This window comes from Streptomyces poriticola, from assembly GCF_036689765.1.
Lineage (GTDB): Bacteria > Actinomycetota > Actinomycetes > Streptomycetales > Streptomycetaceae > Streptomyces > Streptomyces poriticola.
This window is the reverse complement of record NZ_JBAGKH010000006.1, coordinates 301,614-314,751: the sequence shown is the minus strand read 5'-3', so window position 1 is coordinate 314,751 and position 13,138 is coordinate 301,614. Positions and strand designations below refer to the sequence as shown.

Below are 13,138 nucleotides of genomic sequence, written 5' to 3'. Positions count from 1 at the left end.
GGAGATGAGCCTCCGGAAGAAAGCCCGGTGCACCGTCATGGCCGATTCCCGCAGGGCGGGGGAGAGGGGTGCAGTCCGCGACGGACCGTAACCCTCGTCCCGTACTGCCGCCGACGCATCAGGCTCCCGCGCGGGCATTCGCCGGCAGCCGTCGGCGCAGCGTGGCGGCGAAGTCCTCGGCCATCTCCAAGCGGGCCCGCAGGGCCTCGCAGCGGGCGTCGGCCACCTTGCGGTAGGAGTCCAGCCGCTCGCGCAGGTGCTCCAGTTCCACGCCGGTGGCCGGGTCGTCGGTCGCGGCGAGCCGGTCGGTGACATCCAGCAGGTCGCGCATCTCCTCCAGGGAGAAGTCCAGCGGCTTCATCCGGCGGATCACCATCAGCCGGTCGACGTCGGACTCCGTGTACAGGCGGAAGCCGCCCTTGCTGCGGGCCGAGGGGCTGACGAGGCCGACCTCCTCGTAGTGGCGGATGGTGCGCAGCGACAAGCCGGTCCGCTCGGCCACCTCGCCGATCTGCATCTGCCGCCGGCCCTGATCCGTCATCGCCCCATGATCCCCTTCGTCGGTTCCTTCGTTTCTCAGATCCGTAGAGCACGACAGCTTGCGTGAGGTGAATCACAGAGTCCTGGTGGTGTTTACCTGTGCTTCACATGCCGCAAGTCGCACTCTGCCCTCACGTCAGGGTAGAGTCTCCACGTGTTCACAGCCGCCGTCGAGGCTGACGGCAGGAGTGAAACCGCCAAGGCGCGGGCCTGACCGGGCCCCGATGGCGTCCGAAGACTTCCGGGCCATGATGCCCGACCGGCAGCCAAACGGCTGTCACACAGACCGGCCGGGCCTCGCTGAAGCGGCCGGGCCGCCGAGGGGATTCTGCCCTTGCCTGCGCGGAGTCGTGTGTGGCTTCGGCATTACGACGTAGACGACGTGGACGCGTCCGCCCTGCGGTGGAGCTCCGCCCGAACGGAAACGGTTGCATGTCCTCACTGCTGCCCGCAGCGCCGAAGTTCCGCCTGTCCAAGCCCGACTGGCTGGACTCCCCGAAAGTCTTCCGTACCGAGGTGCTGGCCGGCCTCGTGGTCGCGCTGGCCCTGATCCCGGAGGCGATCTCCTTCTCGATCATCGCCGGGGTCGACCCGGCGGTCGGTCTGTTCGCCTCCTTCACCATGGCCGTCGTCATCTCGGTCGTCGGCGGCCGCAAGGCCATGATCTCCGCGGCAACCGGCGCGATCGCCCTGGTCATCGCCCCTCTCAACCGGGAGCACGGACTCGGCTACCTCGTCGCGGCCGTCATCCTCGCGGGCGTCTTCCAGGTGGTCCTGGGCGCGGTCGGTGTGGCGAAGCTCATGCGGTTCGTGCCGCGCAGCGTGATGGTCGGTTTCGTCAACGCCCTCGCCATCCTGATCTTCATGGCGCAGGTGCCGGAGCTGACGGACGTGCCGTGGATGGTCTACCCGATGGTCGTCGGCGGCCTGGCCCTGATGGTGTTCTTCCCGAAGGTCACCACGGTGATCCCGGCCCCGCTGGTCTCCATCGTCATCCTGACCGTGATCACCGTGGCGGCCGCGATCTCGGTGCCGTCCGTCGGCGACAAGGGAGAACTGCCGTCGTCGCTGCCGGTGCCGGGTCTGCCGGACGTGCCGTTCACCATGGACACGCTGACCACCATCGCCCCGTACGCGTTCGCCATGGCGCTGGTCGGCCTGATGGAGTCGCTGATGACGGCCAAGCTGGTCGACGACATCACCGATACCCACTCGGGCAAGACGCGTGAGTCGATCGGCCAGGGCGTCGCCAACATCGTCACCGGCTTCTTCGGCGGCATGGGCGGCTGCGCCATGATCGGCCAGACCATGATCAACGTACGGGTGTCCGGCGCCCGGACCCGCCTGTCGACGTTCCTGGCCGGATCCTTCCTGATGGTGCTGTGCATCGCCTTCGGCCCGGTCGTCTCCGACATCCCGATGGCCGCCCTGGTCGCCGTCATGATCATGGTGTCGTTCGCGACCTTCGACTGGCACTCCATCGCCCCGAAGACGATCAAGCGGATGCCGCTCGGCGAGATGACCGTCATGATCGTCACCGTCGCCTGCGTGGTCGCCACCCACAACCTCGCCATCGGCGTGGTCGTGGGCTGCATCACCGCGATGGTGGTCTTCGCCAAGCGCGTCGCTCACATGGTCCACGTCTCCGGCGTCGTCGACCCCGACGGCAACCAGGCCGTCTACGCGGTCACCGGCGAGCTGTTCTTCGCCTCCTCCAACGACCTCGTCTACCAGTTCAACTACAGGGACGACCCCGACGACGTCGTCATCGACCTCTCCGACGCCCACATCTGGGACGCCTCCTCCGTCGCCGCCCTGGACGCCGTGGAGACCAAGTACGCCCAGCGCGGCAAGAAGGTCACCATCATCGGCCTGAACAAGCCCAGCGCCGACATGCACGAACGCCTCGCCGGCCAGCTCACCGGCAGCCACTGACCGGACCGGACGCCCTCCCCCGGCCACGGACGCAGGTGGAGGGCGGTCTTGTCCGTGCGGAGCGGGCGGGCCCGGGACGGTACATGCCGGCGGACGGCGGCGGAGCCGGTGAGCCCGTCAGTCACTGGGCGTTGACGAGTCCGGGTTCCTTGCCGTCCACGACCACCAACGCGTCCGGGGCCCCCTCCAGCAGCCCACGAAACCGGTCCTCGACTGCTCCGGGCACACTCGCCGGGCCTGTGGAACCGTGCCGACGGCCATTCTGCGCGGCGGCTCCCGCTCTGCCGGTCGACCCTGACGGATCGTCTCGCACGGCGCTCCTCGCGGCGGTCGCCGCCTCGGCCGTGTCCGTGTCCGTGGCCATTGCCGCCGTGCTCCTGCGCGCCCCCTCGTCAACGGCGCGAACAAGCGCTGACCGGCCGCCGGGCGGCAACACGCCGCCAGGCATCCCGCCGCCCCGGGGCTGCCCGTCTCAGCCACGCAATCTGCCGAAGGAAAGACCCGTCATCACCCGGCAGACTCCCCCACCGCTCGCGGAAATCTCCATGCCGGCCCCCTCGGCACCATGCCCGAGCCGGCCCGCCAACTCTCCACCCTGGGCGGCTGCACCCGCCCCGTACGCCTCGGCGGCCACCGCACCGAACATGCCGTCGACACAACGACCGGCGAGATCGGCCGAGTCCTGCACCACCTCGACTCCGCCGCCCTCCCGGCCGGTCAGCTCCTCGTCCGCTGCAACAACGCCGCGCCACGCGCTGTGCGGCCTGCGCGGAGACCTGCCGCCGCGACACCTAGCACCCGACCACCGCTGAACTGCGCGGCGGCAAGGGCCCGCCCGAAGAGGTCGCCGTCCACCCACGCGTGTTCGCCACGTTCGCGGCTCCCCGGCTTCGGCCCGGTCCACAACCGTCCTTCCAGTGGACGGCCCTGCCCCTGCGGTGCCCGGCACGACGAGCAGGATCCTGCCTTGGGCACACCGCTCGACCCGGACACCTACGACTAGGACGTCGCGCGGATAGGTGTGGGTTCACGACTCGGCCCTTGCCCTACGGGCCGGGGGGTTGCATCGCCGAGCGGGCGAGGCGAATGAGGCCGACCCGGATCCGTTGTTCGCCGAGTTCCGGCAGGAGAGCGGCCACGTGTTCGGCGGCCAGCGCGGCGAGCAGGGCATGAGCTGTGTGTTCGGGGTCGGGTGTGGTGCCCAGCAAGATCGCTGTGTGGCGGTGCCAGAACCGGTAGGCCCCGATCCGGTACCGGGCGCCGACCGCGGCGGTCTCCGAGGTACGGATGAGAGCCAGGTTCTCCAGCAGGTAGTCGACATAGGCGTCGACGAACGCGGTGAGCCGCTCCTCGGCGGCGGCTCCAGGGCCAAGCGGTGGCGGTCCGTACAGGATCGCCTCCTGCAGTACGCGTTCTCGGGCGTCAAGGAGTGCGGCGGCCAACCCGGACTTGTCACCGAAGCGGCGGTACAGGGTGCCTTTGCCGACACCGGCGGCCTCGGCCACCTGGTCCATGGAGACCGCTTCCACCCCGTGCTCGGCGAACAGCCGCGCAGCTGCCTCCAGCACGGCGGCACGGTTGCGTGCCGAGCGCGCTTGCTCGTTTGGCGGTGGGGTCCCCAGGAGTTCCAGCAGCATTGCAGAATCGGACTGCGGTCCGTTATTGTCGTGAGCCACAACCGGACTATAGTCCGATTCTTGAGAGGTAGGGGCATGACCGCACTCATCACACGAGACGAGCTGAAGGCAGGCATGGACGCGGGCAGCGTGACCGTCGTCGACACCCTGGGCGGCGAGTACTACGCCAAGCAGCACCTTCCTGGCGCACTGGAACTGGTCCTGGCCGACGTGGAGGCCCGGGCGTCCGTCCTGCTCCCTGACCGCGACGCAGCGGTCGTCACCTACTGCTCCAACCCGGCGTGCCCCAACAGTGGACAGGTCGCCGACCGGCTCACCGCTCTCGGATACACCAATGTCCGCAAGTACCGTGAGGGCATCCAGGACTGGGTGGAGGCAGGCCTTCCCACCGAGGCCGCCTGACCCCACCCCGGGGGAGGGCAGCCCGAGAGGCCCACCCTCCCCCGCACCCCCGGTGCCCGTCCCGAGCCGGCGGCCCTCCGCCTGCGCGCGCCTGGGCCCACGTGCTCGGTCTCCGCGGTCGCTTCTCCACCAAGTCCCGCCGCTGCTCCGCCACTCTCCGGGCCCTGCGCGACGCCCGCGCCGAATGGCGCCATGCCCAAGCCACGACCCCGACCGTCCCGCAGGGCGGCGAAACCACGAGCCCTGAAGATCACAAAAGCCTCGGCGGTGCTGCTGACTTTGATCTCAGCCGGTAGCAGCCTGGTGTGGCCTCTGAAACCGAGGAATCACTCATCTCGGGAATTCGGCTGATTGGGCGTCAGGGAGGCTGCTAGCGTTCACAAACGTCACACGGGGAGTCAAATGCCCCGCCAGCACCAGACGCCCAGGACGACCGTGAAGATTAAGCGCGTTCGCATCGAGAACTTCTGCTGCCTGCACAAGGTGGAGGTGCCCTTCGAAGACATCACCTCCTTCATCGGACCGACGGGGGTCGGCAAGTCCACGGTGTTGCGTGCGCTCGACTGGTTCTTCAACGGCGAAAAGGGCATCGCACTCAGCGACGACGATGTCCACTCGGCGGCCGATGGCGGCCGCATCTCCGTGGAGGTGGAGTTCGACGGGCTGACCGAGCATGACCGCCAGACTCTCGGACGGTACGCACCTGACGGTGCTGAGAGCGTGAGCATCTGGCGAACCTGGCAGGACGGCGAGGACAAGATCACGGGCAAGGCGCTCGCGTACGGGCCCTTCGAGGAGGTGCGGAAGAACGACAAGGCCATGGAACTGCGTCGTGCCTACGACCAGTTGAGGGAGAGCGATCCAAGCTTGGGACTTTCGGCCGCCGGGACCAAGGACAAGGTCCTGGAGGCGATGCGTACCTGGGAGCTGGCCAACCGCGACCGCCTCACGGAGGCCGAGGTCGAGGACACGCATTTCTTCGGCTTCGCCGGACAGAGCAGGCTGGCCCAGCTGATCGACTTCGTGTTCGTCTCCGCCGACCTGCGGGCGTACGAGGAGGCCGACGATCAGAAGGCGACGGCCCTCGGACGCATCCTCGACCACGCCGTGGACCGCTCGCAAGCGAACGAGGAGCTCGGCGAGATCGAGGAGAACGCCCACCTGGCCCGGCAGGAGGTGCACACCAAGATCTACGGCCCCGTACTGGACGAGGTGTCGGCCGCGCTCTCCGCGGAGGTCGCCAAGTTCACCACAGGGCGCGAGGTGGTCGTGACCCCCACAGTGCAGACGCCGAGGCCCGCCCGGACCAGCTTCCAGGTGAGCATCCGGGACGGTGCTGCCCATACCTCGGTGCACCGGCAGGGACATGGCTTCCAGCGGGCCCTGATAATCGCGGCGCTGAAGTACCTCGCCGACCGTCGGCGCCCGGCCGACGGCATGCGGACGTTGTGTCTGGCCATCGAGGAGCCCGAGCTGTTCCAGCACCCGCCTCAGGCTCGGACCTTCGCGAAGGTGTTGCGCGAGCTGGTCGCCACGTCGCCGCAGGACCGTACACAGGTCATGTACGCAACCCACAATCCCGTCTTCATCGACCCGAAGGGCTACCACCAGATCCGCCGCCTCTGCCGCGCTGTCGGCGAGGATCACCCCGCCACCGAGGTATGGCAGGCCACAGAGGAGGACCTGTTCACGGCCCTCGAGGGGCTAGTCGACAAGCAGGTGATCAGGAGCAGGACCGAGGGGACCCTGGGCGGCGCGCTGGCGGAGGGCTTTTTCGCCCATGCCGTGGTTCTGGTCGAAGGACGTGGGGACGGGGGCGTGATCACTGGCTGTGCCGAGCGGGCGGGGATCAACCTGGGTGCGGACGGCATCAGCGTCATTGAGGTCCACGGTAAGGACAACCTCATGATCTCCGACGCTCTCTTCAGCGCCTTGGGCGTGCCGTGCTACGTCGTCTTCGACGGCGACCTCGGCATGGAGGAGCGGAAACGGGAGTCAGTGCGTCATCTCATCCCTGAGCAGCGTCAGGAGAAGGAGCGGGCGTTCGAGCGCCAGGCGCGAACGAACCGGACCAAGAACTCGAATCTTCTGCAGTACCTGGGAGCGACGCCGACTCCGCAGCCCGCCGACGACTCCACCGGCCGCTACACCGTCCTCGAGGACACTCTGGAGACCTACCTCGACCAGCACTGGCCGGCCTGGGAGGAGCGGCGACAGGAGCTCGTCCGCACGGGCGAGGGTATCGACGGGAAGAACGCGGCGACGTATCTGGAGACGACTCGGACCGTCCCGGCGGAGCCGCCCTTCCTGCTGCATGCTCTGCTGGAGAACGTTCGGGCGCTGGCAGGACGGCGCTATCCGAATGGTCCAGTGGCCGGCCTCGCTGCACGCACGAGTGGGTCGTAGATGGCGGCGAGGCGCGGATGCCCGAAAGCTGCGTCAACCATGGAGGCGAACGTATGTGGCCCCGAGCCCGCGCAGCCACCGCTTCTCGGGTCACGGTGCTAAGCGGGCGCGGCGAAGTGGCACTGGGATGGCACATGTGGGTGACGACGGGGTGAGCCGCTGAGCGGCGCCTGCCCTGGGCATCAGGTGGGGCGCCTTTGGCACGGGTCGGTCAGGGCTTCCGGTGACGTCCTCGGCCGGGGCCGAGACCAGGCGGAGCAGGCTGGACGTCCCACCCCCTCTCGGGGGCAGGCGCGGGTACGTGGCCGAGGAACTCCCGGGCAGCGTCCGCGTTCGGGGCCACCCCGACCGTCACCCATGCCTGCCCGTCCCACTCCATAAGGGCGCGCGGGGCGTTGGGGGCGATATGGGAGGCGCGGGCTCCGTCGGCGAGGGGCACGGCGCGGCGTATGCCGGTGATCTGCCGTTGCGCAGCTCGGCGCCGGTCACGTCGGGCTGCCCACTCGTGCAAGGGCTCCTCATCCGCCATTGTCCGCGCCTCCTGGTGCTCGTGCCATCAGACCCTAGACCAGGTCACGGTCTGCTCGTCGGGGGTGACGGTGACCTCGAAGCGGTTGAGGCCGGGGGCGCCGTCGGCACGCCACTGTGTGACGGCCTCCTCGATGTCGTCCCACAGGCGACCGGGGCCGCCCTGGCGGACAGTCCAGGCATCGCCGTCCTGGGCGAGGGCGGCCCAGGCGTAGGCGTCCACGTCGATCAGGAGGTGTTCGGTTCGGCCGTCCCGGTTGAGGCTGAGGCGCTGCACGCGGGGGGCCGCGAGCTGGGCGACGAAGCGCGTGTTCCAGTCGTCCAGAGCATCCGGGGGGAGCCCGGTGGTGCGTTCCTGGCCCTCGTCGATGTCCGGTAGCAGACCGAGCGGGGGCGGGAGCTGGGGACGGGCGATCATGAATGAGACCTGCCCGCCGAGGAGTCGGCCGTGGGCCGTCCCGTCCTCCTCCACGGTGAGCCGTGCCAGTTCGGAGGAGTAGAGCCAGCCGGACAGTGTGGCGAGGATGATCCCGCCGGGCCGGGTCTGCTCCACCCACGCATACGGGAGCTCGGTGACGCCGCACGTCGCAATCAGCCGGTCGTACGGGCCGCCGTCGGGGTGGCCGGCCAGCCCGTCACCAGCGATCAGGAACGGCGCGTACCCGGCGTGCCCGAGCGCTGCACGGGCACGGATGGAGACCTCCGGGTCCACCTCCATGGACGTCACGAGGTCTTCGCCGAGTCGGTGGCAGAGCAGGCCGGTGGAGTAGCCGGTTCCCGTGCCGATCTCCAATACGCGGTTGCCGTCCTCGACCTGGAGGTCTTCGAGCATCCGGACGACGAGGCCGGGCAGGGTGCTCGATGAGGTGGGCTCACGCAGGATCTCGCCGCGGATGTCCCGGGGGGCGATGGTCCCGGCGATCTGGGTGACGAGGGAGGCGTCTTGGTAGCAGCCGCCCAGCCATCCGGGGTCTTCAGGGAGGAGTGGCCGCCACGCGGTGGGGCCGGGGCTGTCGGCCCGTTCGAAGTAGCCGCCGCGCAGGAACTCGTGCCGGGGCACGGCTTCGACGGCGGCCCGCCATGGGTCGGTGCGCAGGTGGCCACTGTCGGCCAGACGCTCGGCGAGCGCGAGGCGGAGGCCCTTGTCGTCGTCGGTCACGTCGCGGTCTTCCTCTCCAAGAGGTCGGCCAGGGCTGCGCACATGGGCAGACCCGTTTCAGGTTCCAGCCAGTACCACTGACCGGAGGGGTTGCACTCCAGGAACCACCATTGCCCGTCCTCGGCCACGCAGAAATCGAAAGCCCCGAAGACAAGCCCGAAGTGGTTTAAGTAGTGACGCAGCGCCGAAGCAATGCCCGGCGGCGGCTCCACGGGCGTGTAGGCGAGCCGGTCGTAGTCGGTGCGCCAGTCCAACAGGTCGGAGTCGATGCGGACACAGAACACCCGGGTGCCGATGACGGTCACCCGTACGTCCGCGGTCTTGGCGATGCGCTTCTGGAAAAGGTGCGCCGTGCCCGCCACGCCGTCATCGATGTCCGCGGCGGACACCTCGGCGACCTTGACGACGTTCGACACCCCGTCCACCCGGTACACGGGATTGTGGAGCGGCTTGTAGATGACCGAGCCCTCCCGCTTGATGAAGGCTCGTGCCGCGTCTGGGCTGGAGGTGATGAGCGTGGGCGGCACCAGGAAGCCGGCTTGTACCGCCGCGGCGAGCCCAGACGGTTTGAACTCCGCATCTCCGACGCGGTGCGGGTGGTTCACGTACAGGCAGCCGGGCAGGGCAGCCAGTACCCCGCCGAGCCCGTATCGGGCCTGTGTGATGGCGAACCGCGCGTCCTGGTCGCTGAGGTGTGGGAAGGCGAACCCGGTCGGTCGACGGTAGTACATGGCGCGGACGTTGGACAGGTCCGCGGTGCGGGAGGGGGTGAGGAGGCGGCCCTCGATCCCGTGCGGGGTGATCTCTGCCTCCACCGACAGTGATGCGGGGAAGTCCCCCGAGTCGAGCCGCACGACCGGGATGTCCCGGCCGTGCAGCTCGCGGATCACCACGTCGGCGGTGGGGTCGTGCAGGCTGGTGACGACCAACACCGGACGTGTGTCAGTCACTGGTCGCTGTCGCTCCCGGTGTCGCTGTCCTGGGTGGTGCCGTTGCCGTCAGGGCTGGTGCCCGTGGAGGGACTGGTGCCGGTGCTGGTCCCGTGGCCGGGCATCTCCATGACCTGACCACTCGCGTCGAAGAACCGGGCAGTCTGGGTGCCCGGGTCCAGTCGGACGGCGGAGTACCCGGGGGCCATCGTGGGGTAAGGCGCCATGCGGCCGACTCCCCACGGCTGCGGGGTGATGGTTCCCTGCGGAACCGCCATGCTCGTCGGCAGACGGTCAGAGTGAACGAACATGCCTCTCCTCAATGTCGCAGTGATGGAACCCGGCCGGGGCGGGTGGAGCAACGAAGCGTGCCCCGGCCGGGCTGGTGCCGCGCGCCGTTCTGGCAGCGGGCGGCAGGGTTGGTTCCCTCGGGGGTGGGGACCGTTTCCCCCGCGGCGTCTTGCCGGAGTCCCGCGGGGGCGTCTGTCAGGCGATGGCTGGCTGCCGCTGCATGAAGTAGGCGAGGGCTTGCGCCTTGAGGCGGTTGAGGTCGTCCTCGCACGCGTAAACCGGTGCGTGCTGTCCGTCCCACTGCAACGGCCCGAGCCAGACCACCGGCAGGCCGGTGCGCCCGCACCCGAGCCAGCAGTCACCGATGACCCACTTCGCTTCCACGGGGCAGCCTTCCTTTCGCGGGGTGCAGGTGGCTCCGGACGGGCGTGACGGAACGCTCGGAGCCACCACCCCCGGGGACAAGCACGGGCTCGCCCCAAGGGGGGTCTGTGGTGCCGGTCAAGGCACGATCCGCCGTTGTACCCACATCCGGTGCACGGCGGGGGCCGTCCGTTCCCGGCCCAGGGCGGGCGCTGCGCGGGGAGCAGGGACGCGCTCCGCCGCGTCTCCACGGTCATTGGCCAGCGCCCTCGGCCAAGGCCGCCCGTCCGGTGCGGACGAGCGCCTCGACCTCATCCAGGTAACAGAGGTCCCCGGGCGACTGCATGGGCAGGCACCAGTACGCACGTCCCTCCGGTGTGGTGAGCCGACTCGCGGGCACGCCGAGGAAGTTGTCACGGCCCAGGCGTTGCACGCCGGGGAAGTCGCGTTCATTCAGCGGCCAATCGGCCGTGCCGGGCACCAAGGCGTAGTACTGCTGGGAGCGGAGGTCCATGAACACGGCGCCGCCGTCGAACCACTCTCCTAGGAAGGCGTCGACCTTCTCAAGCTGGTCCGTCTTGACCGCGGCCCACACCAGGCAAGCCGGGATCCGTACAGCGGAGAGGATGCCGCCGCAGCATAGGAGCGCGATTCCCTGCTCGTCCCACTGGTAGCGCGCCAAGTCCCGATCGTCCGCGGCACCAAGAAGCCAGGACATAGCGGCGAACTGCCGTTCTGGCACGGTCGTCAGGCCCGATGCCCCAAGAACGCCGCCGGCCTCCTCACATGGCTCGCCGTCGGCGGGGTCCGGGGCCGCCGCAAGAGACAGCACGTCGGATGACGGGTGGGGGCCGGCGATGGCGGCGGATCTCTCCCGTGGGGTTCCTGTTTGGGTCATCGTCAACGCCTTGGTCGGGGCGGAGGGGGGAGCCCCGCCCGCGTGCCTCGGGGAAGAAGCCTGCGGGCGAGACGGCCGACGGGGGAGATGTTCACGGGTGCATCCCTCGTGGCTGGCAGCCAGTCAACGACGCAGGAGCCGGGTGGGGAGACTCCAGCAGGTGACTCCAACACGGAGTCAACGCACAGTCGTTGGACATAGCATCGAGTCACCGCTACTCGGGGGAGTCGCAGATGAGCCATCAGCCACCGGATCCGCGGCTGATCATTTCCGGCCTGCTTGGGGATGAGCGTCTGCTGCGCGCACTGGCCGAGCGGGACATGGGCACCGTGTTTCGCATGCTCAACAGCCGAGGTGTGAGTACGCGACGGCTCGCCGCCGCCGTCGACATCACACAGGGGCGGCTCTACGACTACATGAACGGCAAGAGCCGGGTAGAGAAGCTGACTCTGTTCGAACAGATCGCCGACGCCTTCCATATCCCCGGCCACTTGCTGGGTCTCGCCCGCCGGTCATGGGAGCGTGCCGCCGCTGTGGCGGAGCACCAGCGAACGGACCATCCGCGACCGGATGGGGACGATCTCGCGGCCATGGACCACTTCCGCAACGCGGACCGGCAGACTGGTGGCGGCCGTCTGTACGGGGCCGTGGTGCGGCATCTGTCGGACCGGGTGGCACCCCGCCTCGTCGACACCGCGAGCGGGCCGCAGGTCTTCGCTGCGGCGGCGGCCTTGACGGAGATGGCCGGTTGGATGGCCCACGACTCCGGACAGGATGACCTTGCTGGGCTGCACTTCGCGCGTGCTCTACCTCTGGCCCGCACCTCCGGTGACCTCCCACTGGCCGCCCACGTCGCCGCAAGCTGCAGCCACCTCGCGCTTCAGACCGGTGACCCGGCGGCAGCCGTGGAGTGGGCGCGCACCGGGCTTGACCTCACGGCGCAGGGGCCGCGGATTCCGGCGCTGACCGCGCGGTTGCACACGATGCAGGCCCGCGCCCTGGCCGCCGCCGAACAGCACGCCCCGGCCGCCCAGGCGCTCGACGCGGCACAGCGGGATCTGGAGGGCGGTGCGGATGCTGAGCACCCGTGGCTGAGCCCGTTCGACGCCGCCGCCCTGGCGAGCGAGTCCGCGCTGATTTTCCGCGATCTTGAACGGCTCGACGACGCCCTACAGCATGCCGAACAGGCCGTCGCCCTGCGGGAGACCGGGCGGGCGCGGTCGCTGGCACTGAGCCAGATCAGCCTTGTGGACATCCACGTGCGCCGCAGGGAGCTGGACGCCGCGGTTCATGCCGCACACGGGCTGCTGAGCACGAGCCCGACCCTGGGGTCTGTCCGGGTCGTCCAGCAGCTTGACGAGTTGCGCCGACTGCTGGAACTGCACAAGGCGTATCGGCCGATCCGTGAGTACCTGGTGCGCTCCGATGATGCACGCAGGGCCAGAATGCTTCTCCTGGCCGATCTGATCCCGCCATCACCGGGAGGCACTCGCGCATGAGGCCCACCGCACCCGACCCCGGCGACACAGACGCCTGGAACGCCTACCTTGCCGAAGGCAACGCCAAGCAGGCCCGCAAGCGCGTTGCGGCGGACGTCTTGCTGCGTGATCCGACCGGGCGCGTACTCCTCGTGAACCCCACCTACAAACCGGACTGGGACTTGCCCGGGGGCATGGCGGAGGCGAACGAGCCGCCCGAGGAAACCGTAGGCCGCGAACTTCTCGAAGAGCTGGGGCTGAAGATCACGGTGTACGGGCTGCTGGTGGTGGACTGGGTGGCTCCGCACGGTCCATGGGATGACCAGATCGCGTTCATCTTCAACGGCGGCACGCTGCCCCAGGACCAGGCCGACCGGCTGCACCCACGGGACGAAGAGCTTGCCGAGGTCGCGTTCGTCGAGCCGGAAGAGGCTGGCGCCCGGCTCGGTGAACGTGTCCGGCGCCGCTTCACCGCCGCTATGACCGCTCTCACGGCGGGACGCCCGCTCTACCTCCGCGACGGCGTACCAGCACCCTGAGGGGAAGACACACAGAGTGGACGCACTTCACGA

15 protein-coding genes and 1 pseudogene are annotated in these 13,138 nt (G+C 69.1%); 7 read left to right on the top strand and 9 right to left on the bottom strand.

The annotated features are described in order from the left end of the window. Positions 1–118 precede the first annotated feature (118 nt). Positions 119–541, bottom strand: coding sequence for a MerR family transcriptional regulator (locus V5O46_RS13295; RefSeq protein ID WP_332884762.1), 423 nt, complete (start codon positions 539–541; stop codon positions 119–121). A 431-nt stretch (positions 542–972) separates the two neighbouring features. Between V5O46_RS13295 and V5O46_RS13290 the strand changes: the two genes are divergently transcribed. Next, positions 973–2,475: a SulP family inorganic anion transporter gene (locus tag V5O46_RS13290; RefSeq protein ID WP_332884761.1), complete on the top strand. Its 1,503-nt coding sequence runs from the start codon at positions 973–975 to the stop codon at positions 2,473–2,475. Between the two features lie 472 nt (positions 2,476–2,947). Here the strand turns inward: V5O46_RS13290 and V5O46_RS31920 are convergent, their stop codons facing one another. After that, positions 2,948–3,166 (bottom strand): hypothetical protein, encoded by a 219-nt coding sequence (locus V5O46_RS31920; RefSeq protein WP_408648985.1) that lies wholly within the window; start codon positions 3,164–3,166, stop codon positions 2,948–2,950. On the opposite strand from V5O46_RS31920, the pseudogene V5O46_RS13285 reads away from it, so the two are divergent. Beyond that, positions 3,071–3,415, top strand: a pseudogene (locus V5O46_RS13285) (replication initiation protein); the annotation flags it as partial. The gene V5O46_RS31920 and the pseudogene V5O46_RS13285 overlap by 96 nt on opposite strands. A gap of 106 nt (positions 3,416–3,521) precedes the next feature. On the opposite strand, the gene V5O46_RS13280 reads toward V5O46_RS13285, so the two are convergent. Next, entirely contained in the window at positions 3,522–4,043 is a 522-nt protein-coding gene (locus tag V5O46_RS13280) for a TetR/AcrR family transcriptional regulator (protein WP_332884760.1), read from the bottom strand. Between the two features lie 144 nt (positions 4,044–4,187). On the opposite strand from V5O46_RS13280, the gene V5O46_RS13275 reads away from it, so the two are divergent. The 3 genes from V5O46_RS13275 to V5O46_RS13265 all read left to right on the top strand — a co-directional run bounded on the left by V5O46_RS13275 (position 4,188) and on the right by V5O46_RS13265 (position 6,920). Then, positions 4,188–4,514 (top strand): rhodanese-like domain-containing protein, encoded by a 327-nt coding sequence (locus V5O46_RS13275; RefSeq protein WP_332884759.1) that lies wholly within the window; start codon positions 4,188–4,190, stop codon positions 4,512–4,514. 101 nt (positions 4,515–4,615) lie between these two features. Further along, complete coding sequence (locus tag V5O46_RS31915) at positions 4,616–4,810, top strand: replication initiator (protein ID WP_408648980.1); 195 nt, start codon at positions 4,616–4,618, stop codon at positions 4,808–4,810. Positions 4,811–4,949: 139 nt separating this feature from the next. Further along, positions 4,950–6,920 carry an ATP-dependent nuclease gene (locus tag V5O46_RS13265; RefSeq protein ID WP_332884758.1) on the top strand — a complete coding sequence of 657 codons (1,971 nt, stop codon included), beginning with the start codon at positions 4,950–4,952 and terminating at the stop codon, positions 6,918–6,920. Positions 6,921–7,131: 211 nt separating this feature from the next. Here V5O46_RS13265 and V5O46_RS13260 read toward each other — a convergent pair whose 3' ends face one another. From V5O46_RS13260 to V5O46_RS13235, 6 genes are all read right to left on the bottom strand, one after another. Continuing rightward, positions 7,132–7,449, bottom strand: coding sequence for a DUF6087 family protein (locus tag V5O46_RS13260; protein WP_332884757.1), 318 nt, complete (start codon positions 7,447–7,449; stop codon positions 7,132–7,134). A 27-nt stretch (positions 7,450–7,476) separates the two neighbouring features. Then, on the bottom strand, positions 7,477–8,607 hold the full coding sequence (gene tgmC, locus V5O46_RS13255; protein WP_332884756.1) for an ATP-grasp peptide maturase system methyltransferase: 1,131 nt from the start codon (positions 8,605–8,607) through the stop codon (positions 7,477–7,479). After that, on the bottom strand, positions 8,604–9,557 hold the full coding sequence (gene tgmB / locus V5O46_RS13250; protein ID WP_332884755.1) for an ATP-grasp ribosomal peptide maturase: 954 nt from the start codon (positions 9,555–9,557) through the stop codon (positions 8,604–8,606). Before tgmB ends, tgmC begins: the two co-directional genes overlap by 4 nt. Next, positions 9,554–9,763: a putative ATP-grasp-modified RiPP gene (gene tgmA / locus V5O46_RS13245; RefSeq protein WP_332884754.1), complete on the bottom strand. Its 210-nt coding sequence runs from the start codon at positions 9,761–9,763 to the stop codon at positions 9,554–9,556. The genes tgmB and tgmA overlap by 4 nt, the downstream gene beginning before the upstream one ends. Before the next feature lie 259 nt (positions 9,764–10,022). Further along, positions 10,023–10,211 (bottom strand): hypothetical protein, encoded by a 189-nt coding sequence (locus tag V5O46_RS13240; RefSeq protein WP_125505190.1) that lies wholly within the window; start codon positions 10,209–10,211, stop codon positions 10,023–10,025. 232 nt (positions 10,212–10,443) lie between these two features. After that, the gene (locus V5O46_RS13235) at positions 10,444–10,872 is read right to left on the bottom strand and encodes a hypothetical protein (protein ID WP_332884753.1); all 429 of its coding nucleotides are present in this window, start codon (positions 10,870–10,872) and stop codon (positions 10,444–10,446) included. A 449-nt stretch (positions 10,873–11,321) separates the two neighbouring features. On the opposite strand from V5O46_RS13235, the gene V5O46_RS13230 reads away from it, so the two are divergent. Both V5O46_RS13230 and V5O46_RS13225 read left to right on the top strand, forming a co-directional pair. Further along, complete coding sequence (locus tag V5O46_RS13230; protein ID WP_332884752.1) at positions 11,322–12,587, top strand: helix-turn-helix domain-containing protein; 1,266 nt, start codon at positions 11,322–11,324, stop codon at positions 12,585–12,587. After that, positions 12,584–13,105: an NUDIX hydrolase gene (locus tag V5O46_RS13225; protein WP_332884751.1), complete on the top strand. Its 522-nt coding sequence runs from the start codon at positions 12,584–12,586 to the stop codon at positions 13,103–13,105. Before V5O46_RS13230 ends, V5O46_RS13225 begins: the two co-directional genes overlap by 4 nt. Positions 13,106–13,138: the final 33 nt, after the last annotated feature.

Bases quoted from the DNA above. Each gene is read 5' to 3' on its own strand.
- V5O46_RS13295 (WP_332884762.1), bottom strand. From the start codon at position 541: ATGACGGATCAGGGCCGGCGGCAGATGCAGATCGGCGAGGTGGCCGAG.
- V5O46_RS13290 (WP_332884761.1), top strand. From the start codon at position 973: ATGTCCTCACTGCTGCCCGCAGCGCCGAAGTTCCGCCTGTCCAAGCCC.
- V5O46_RS13275 (WP_332884759.1), top strand. From the start codon at position 4,188: ATGACCGCACTCATCACACGAGACGAGCTGAAGGCAGGCATGGACGCG.
- V5O46_RS13260 (WP_332884757.1), bottom strand. From the start codon at position 7,449: ATGGCGGATGAGGAGCCCTTGCACGAGTGGGCAGCCCGACGTGACCGG.
- tgmA (WP_332884754.1), bottom strand. From the start codon at position 9,763: ATGGCGCCTTACCCCACGATGGCCCCCGGGTACTCCGCCGTCCGACTG.
- V5O46_RS13230 (WP_332884752.1), top strand. From the start codon at position 11,322: ATGAGCCATCAGCCACCGGATCCGCGGCTGATCATTTCCGGCCTGCTT.
- V5O46_RS13225 (WP_332884751.1), top strand. From the start codon at position 12,584: ATGAGGCCCACCGCACCCGACCCCGGCGACACAGACGCCTGGAACGCC.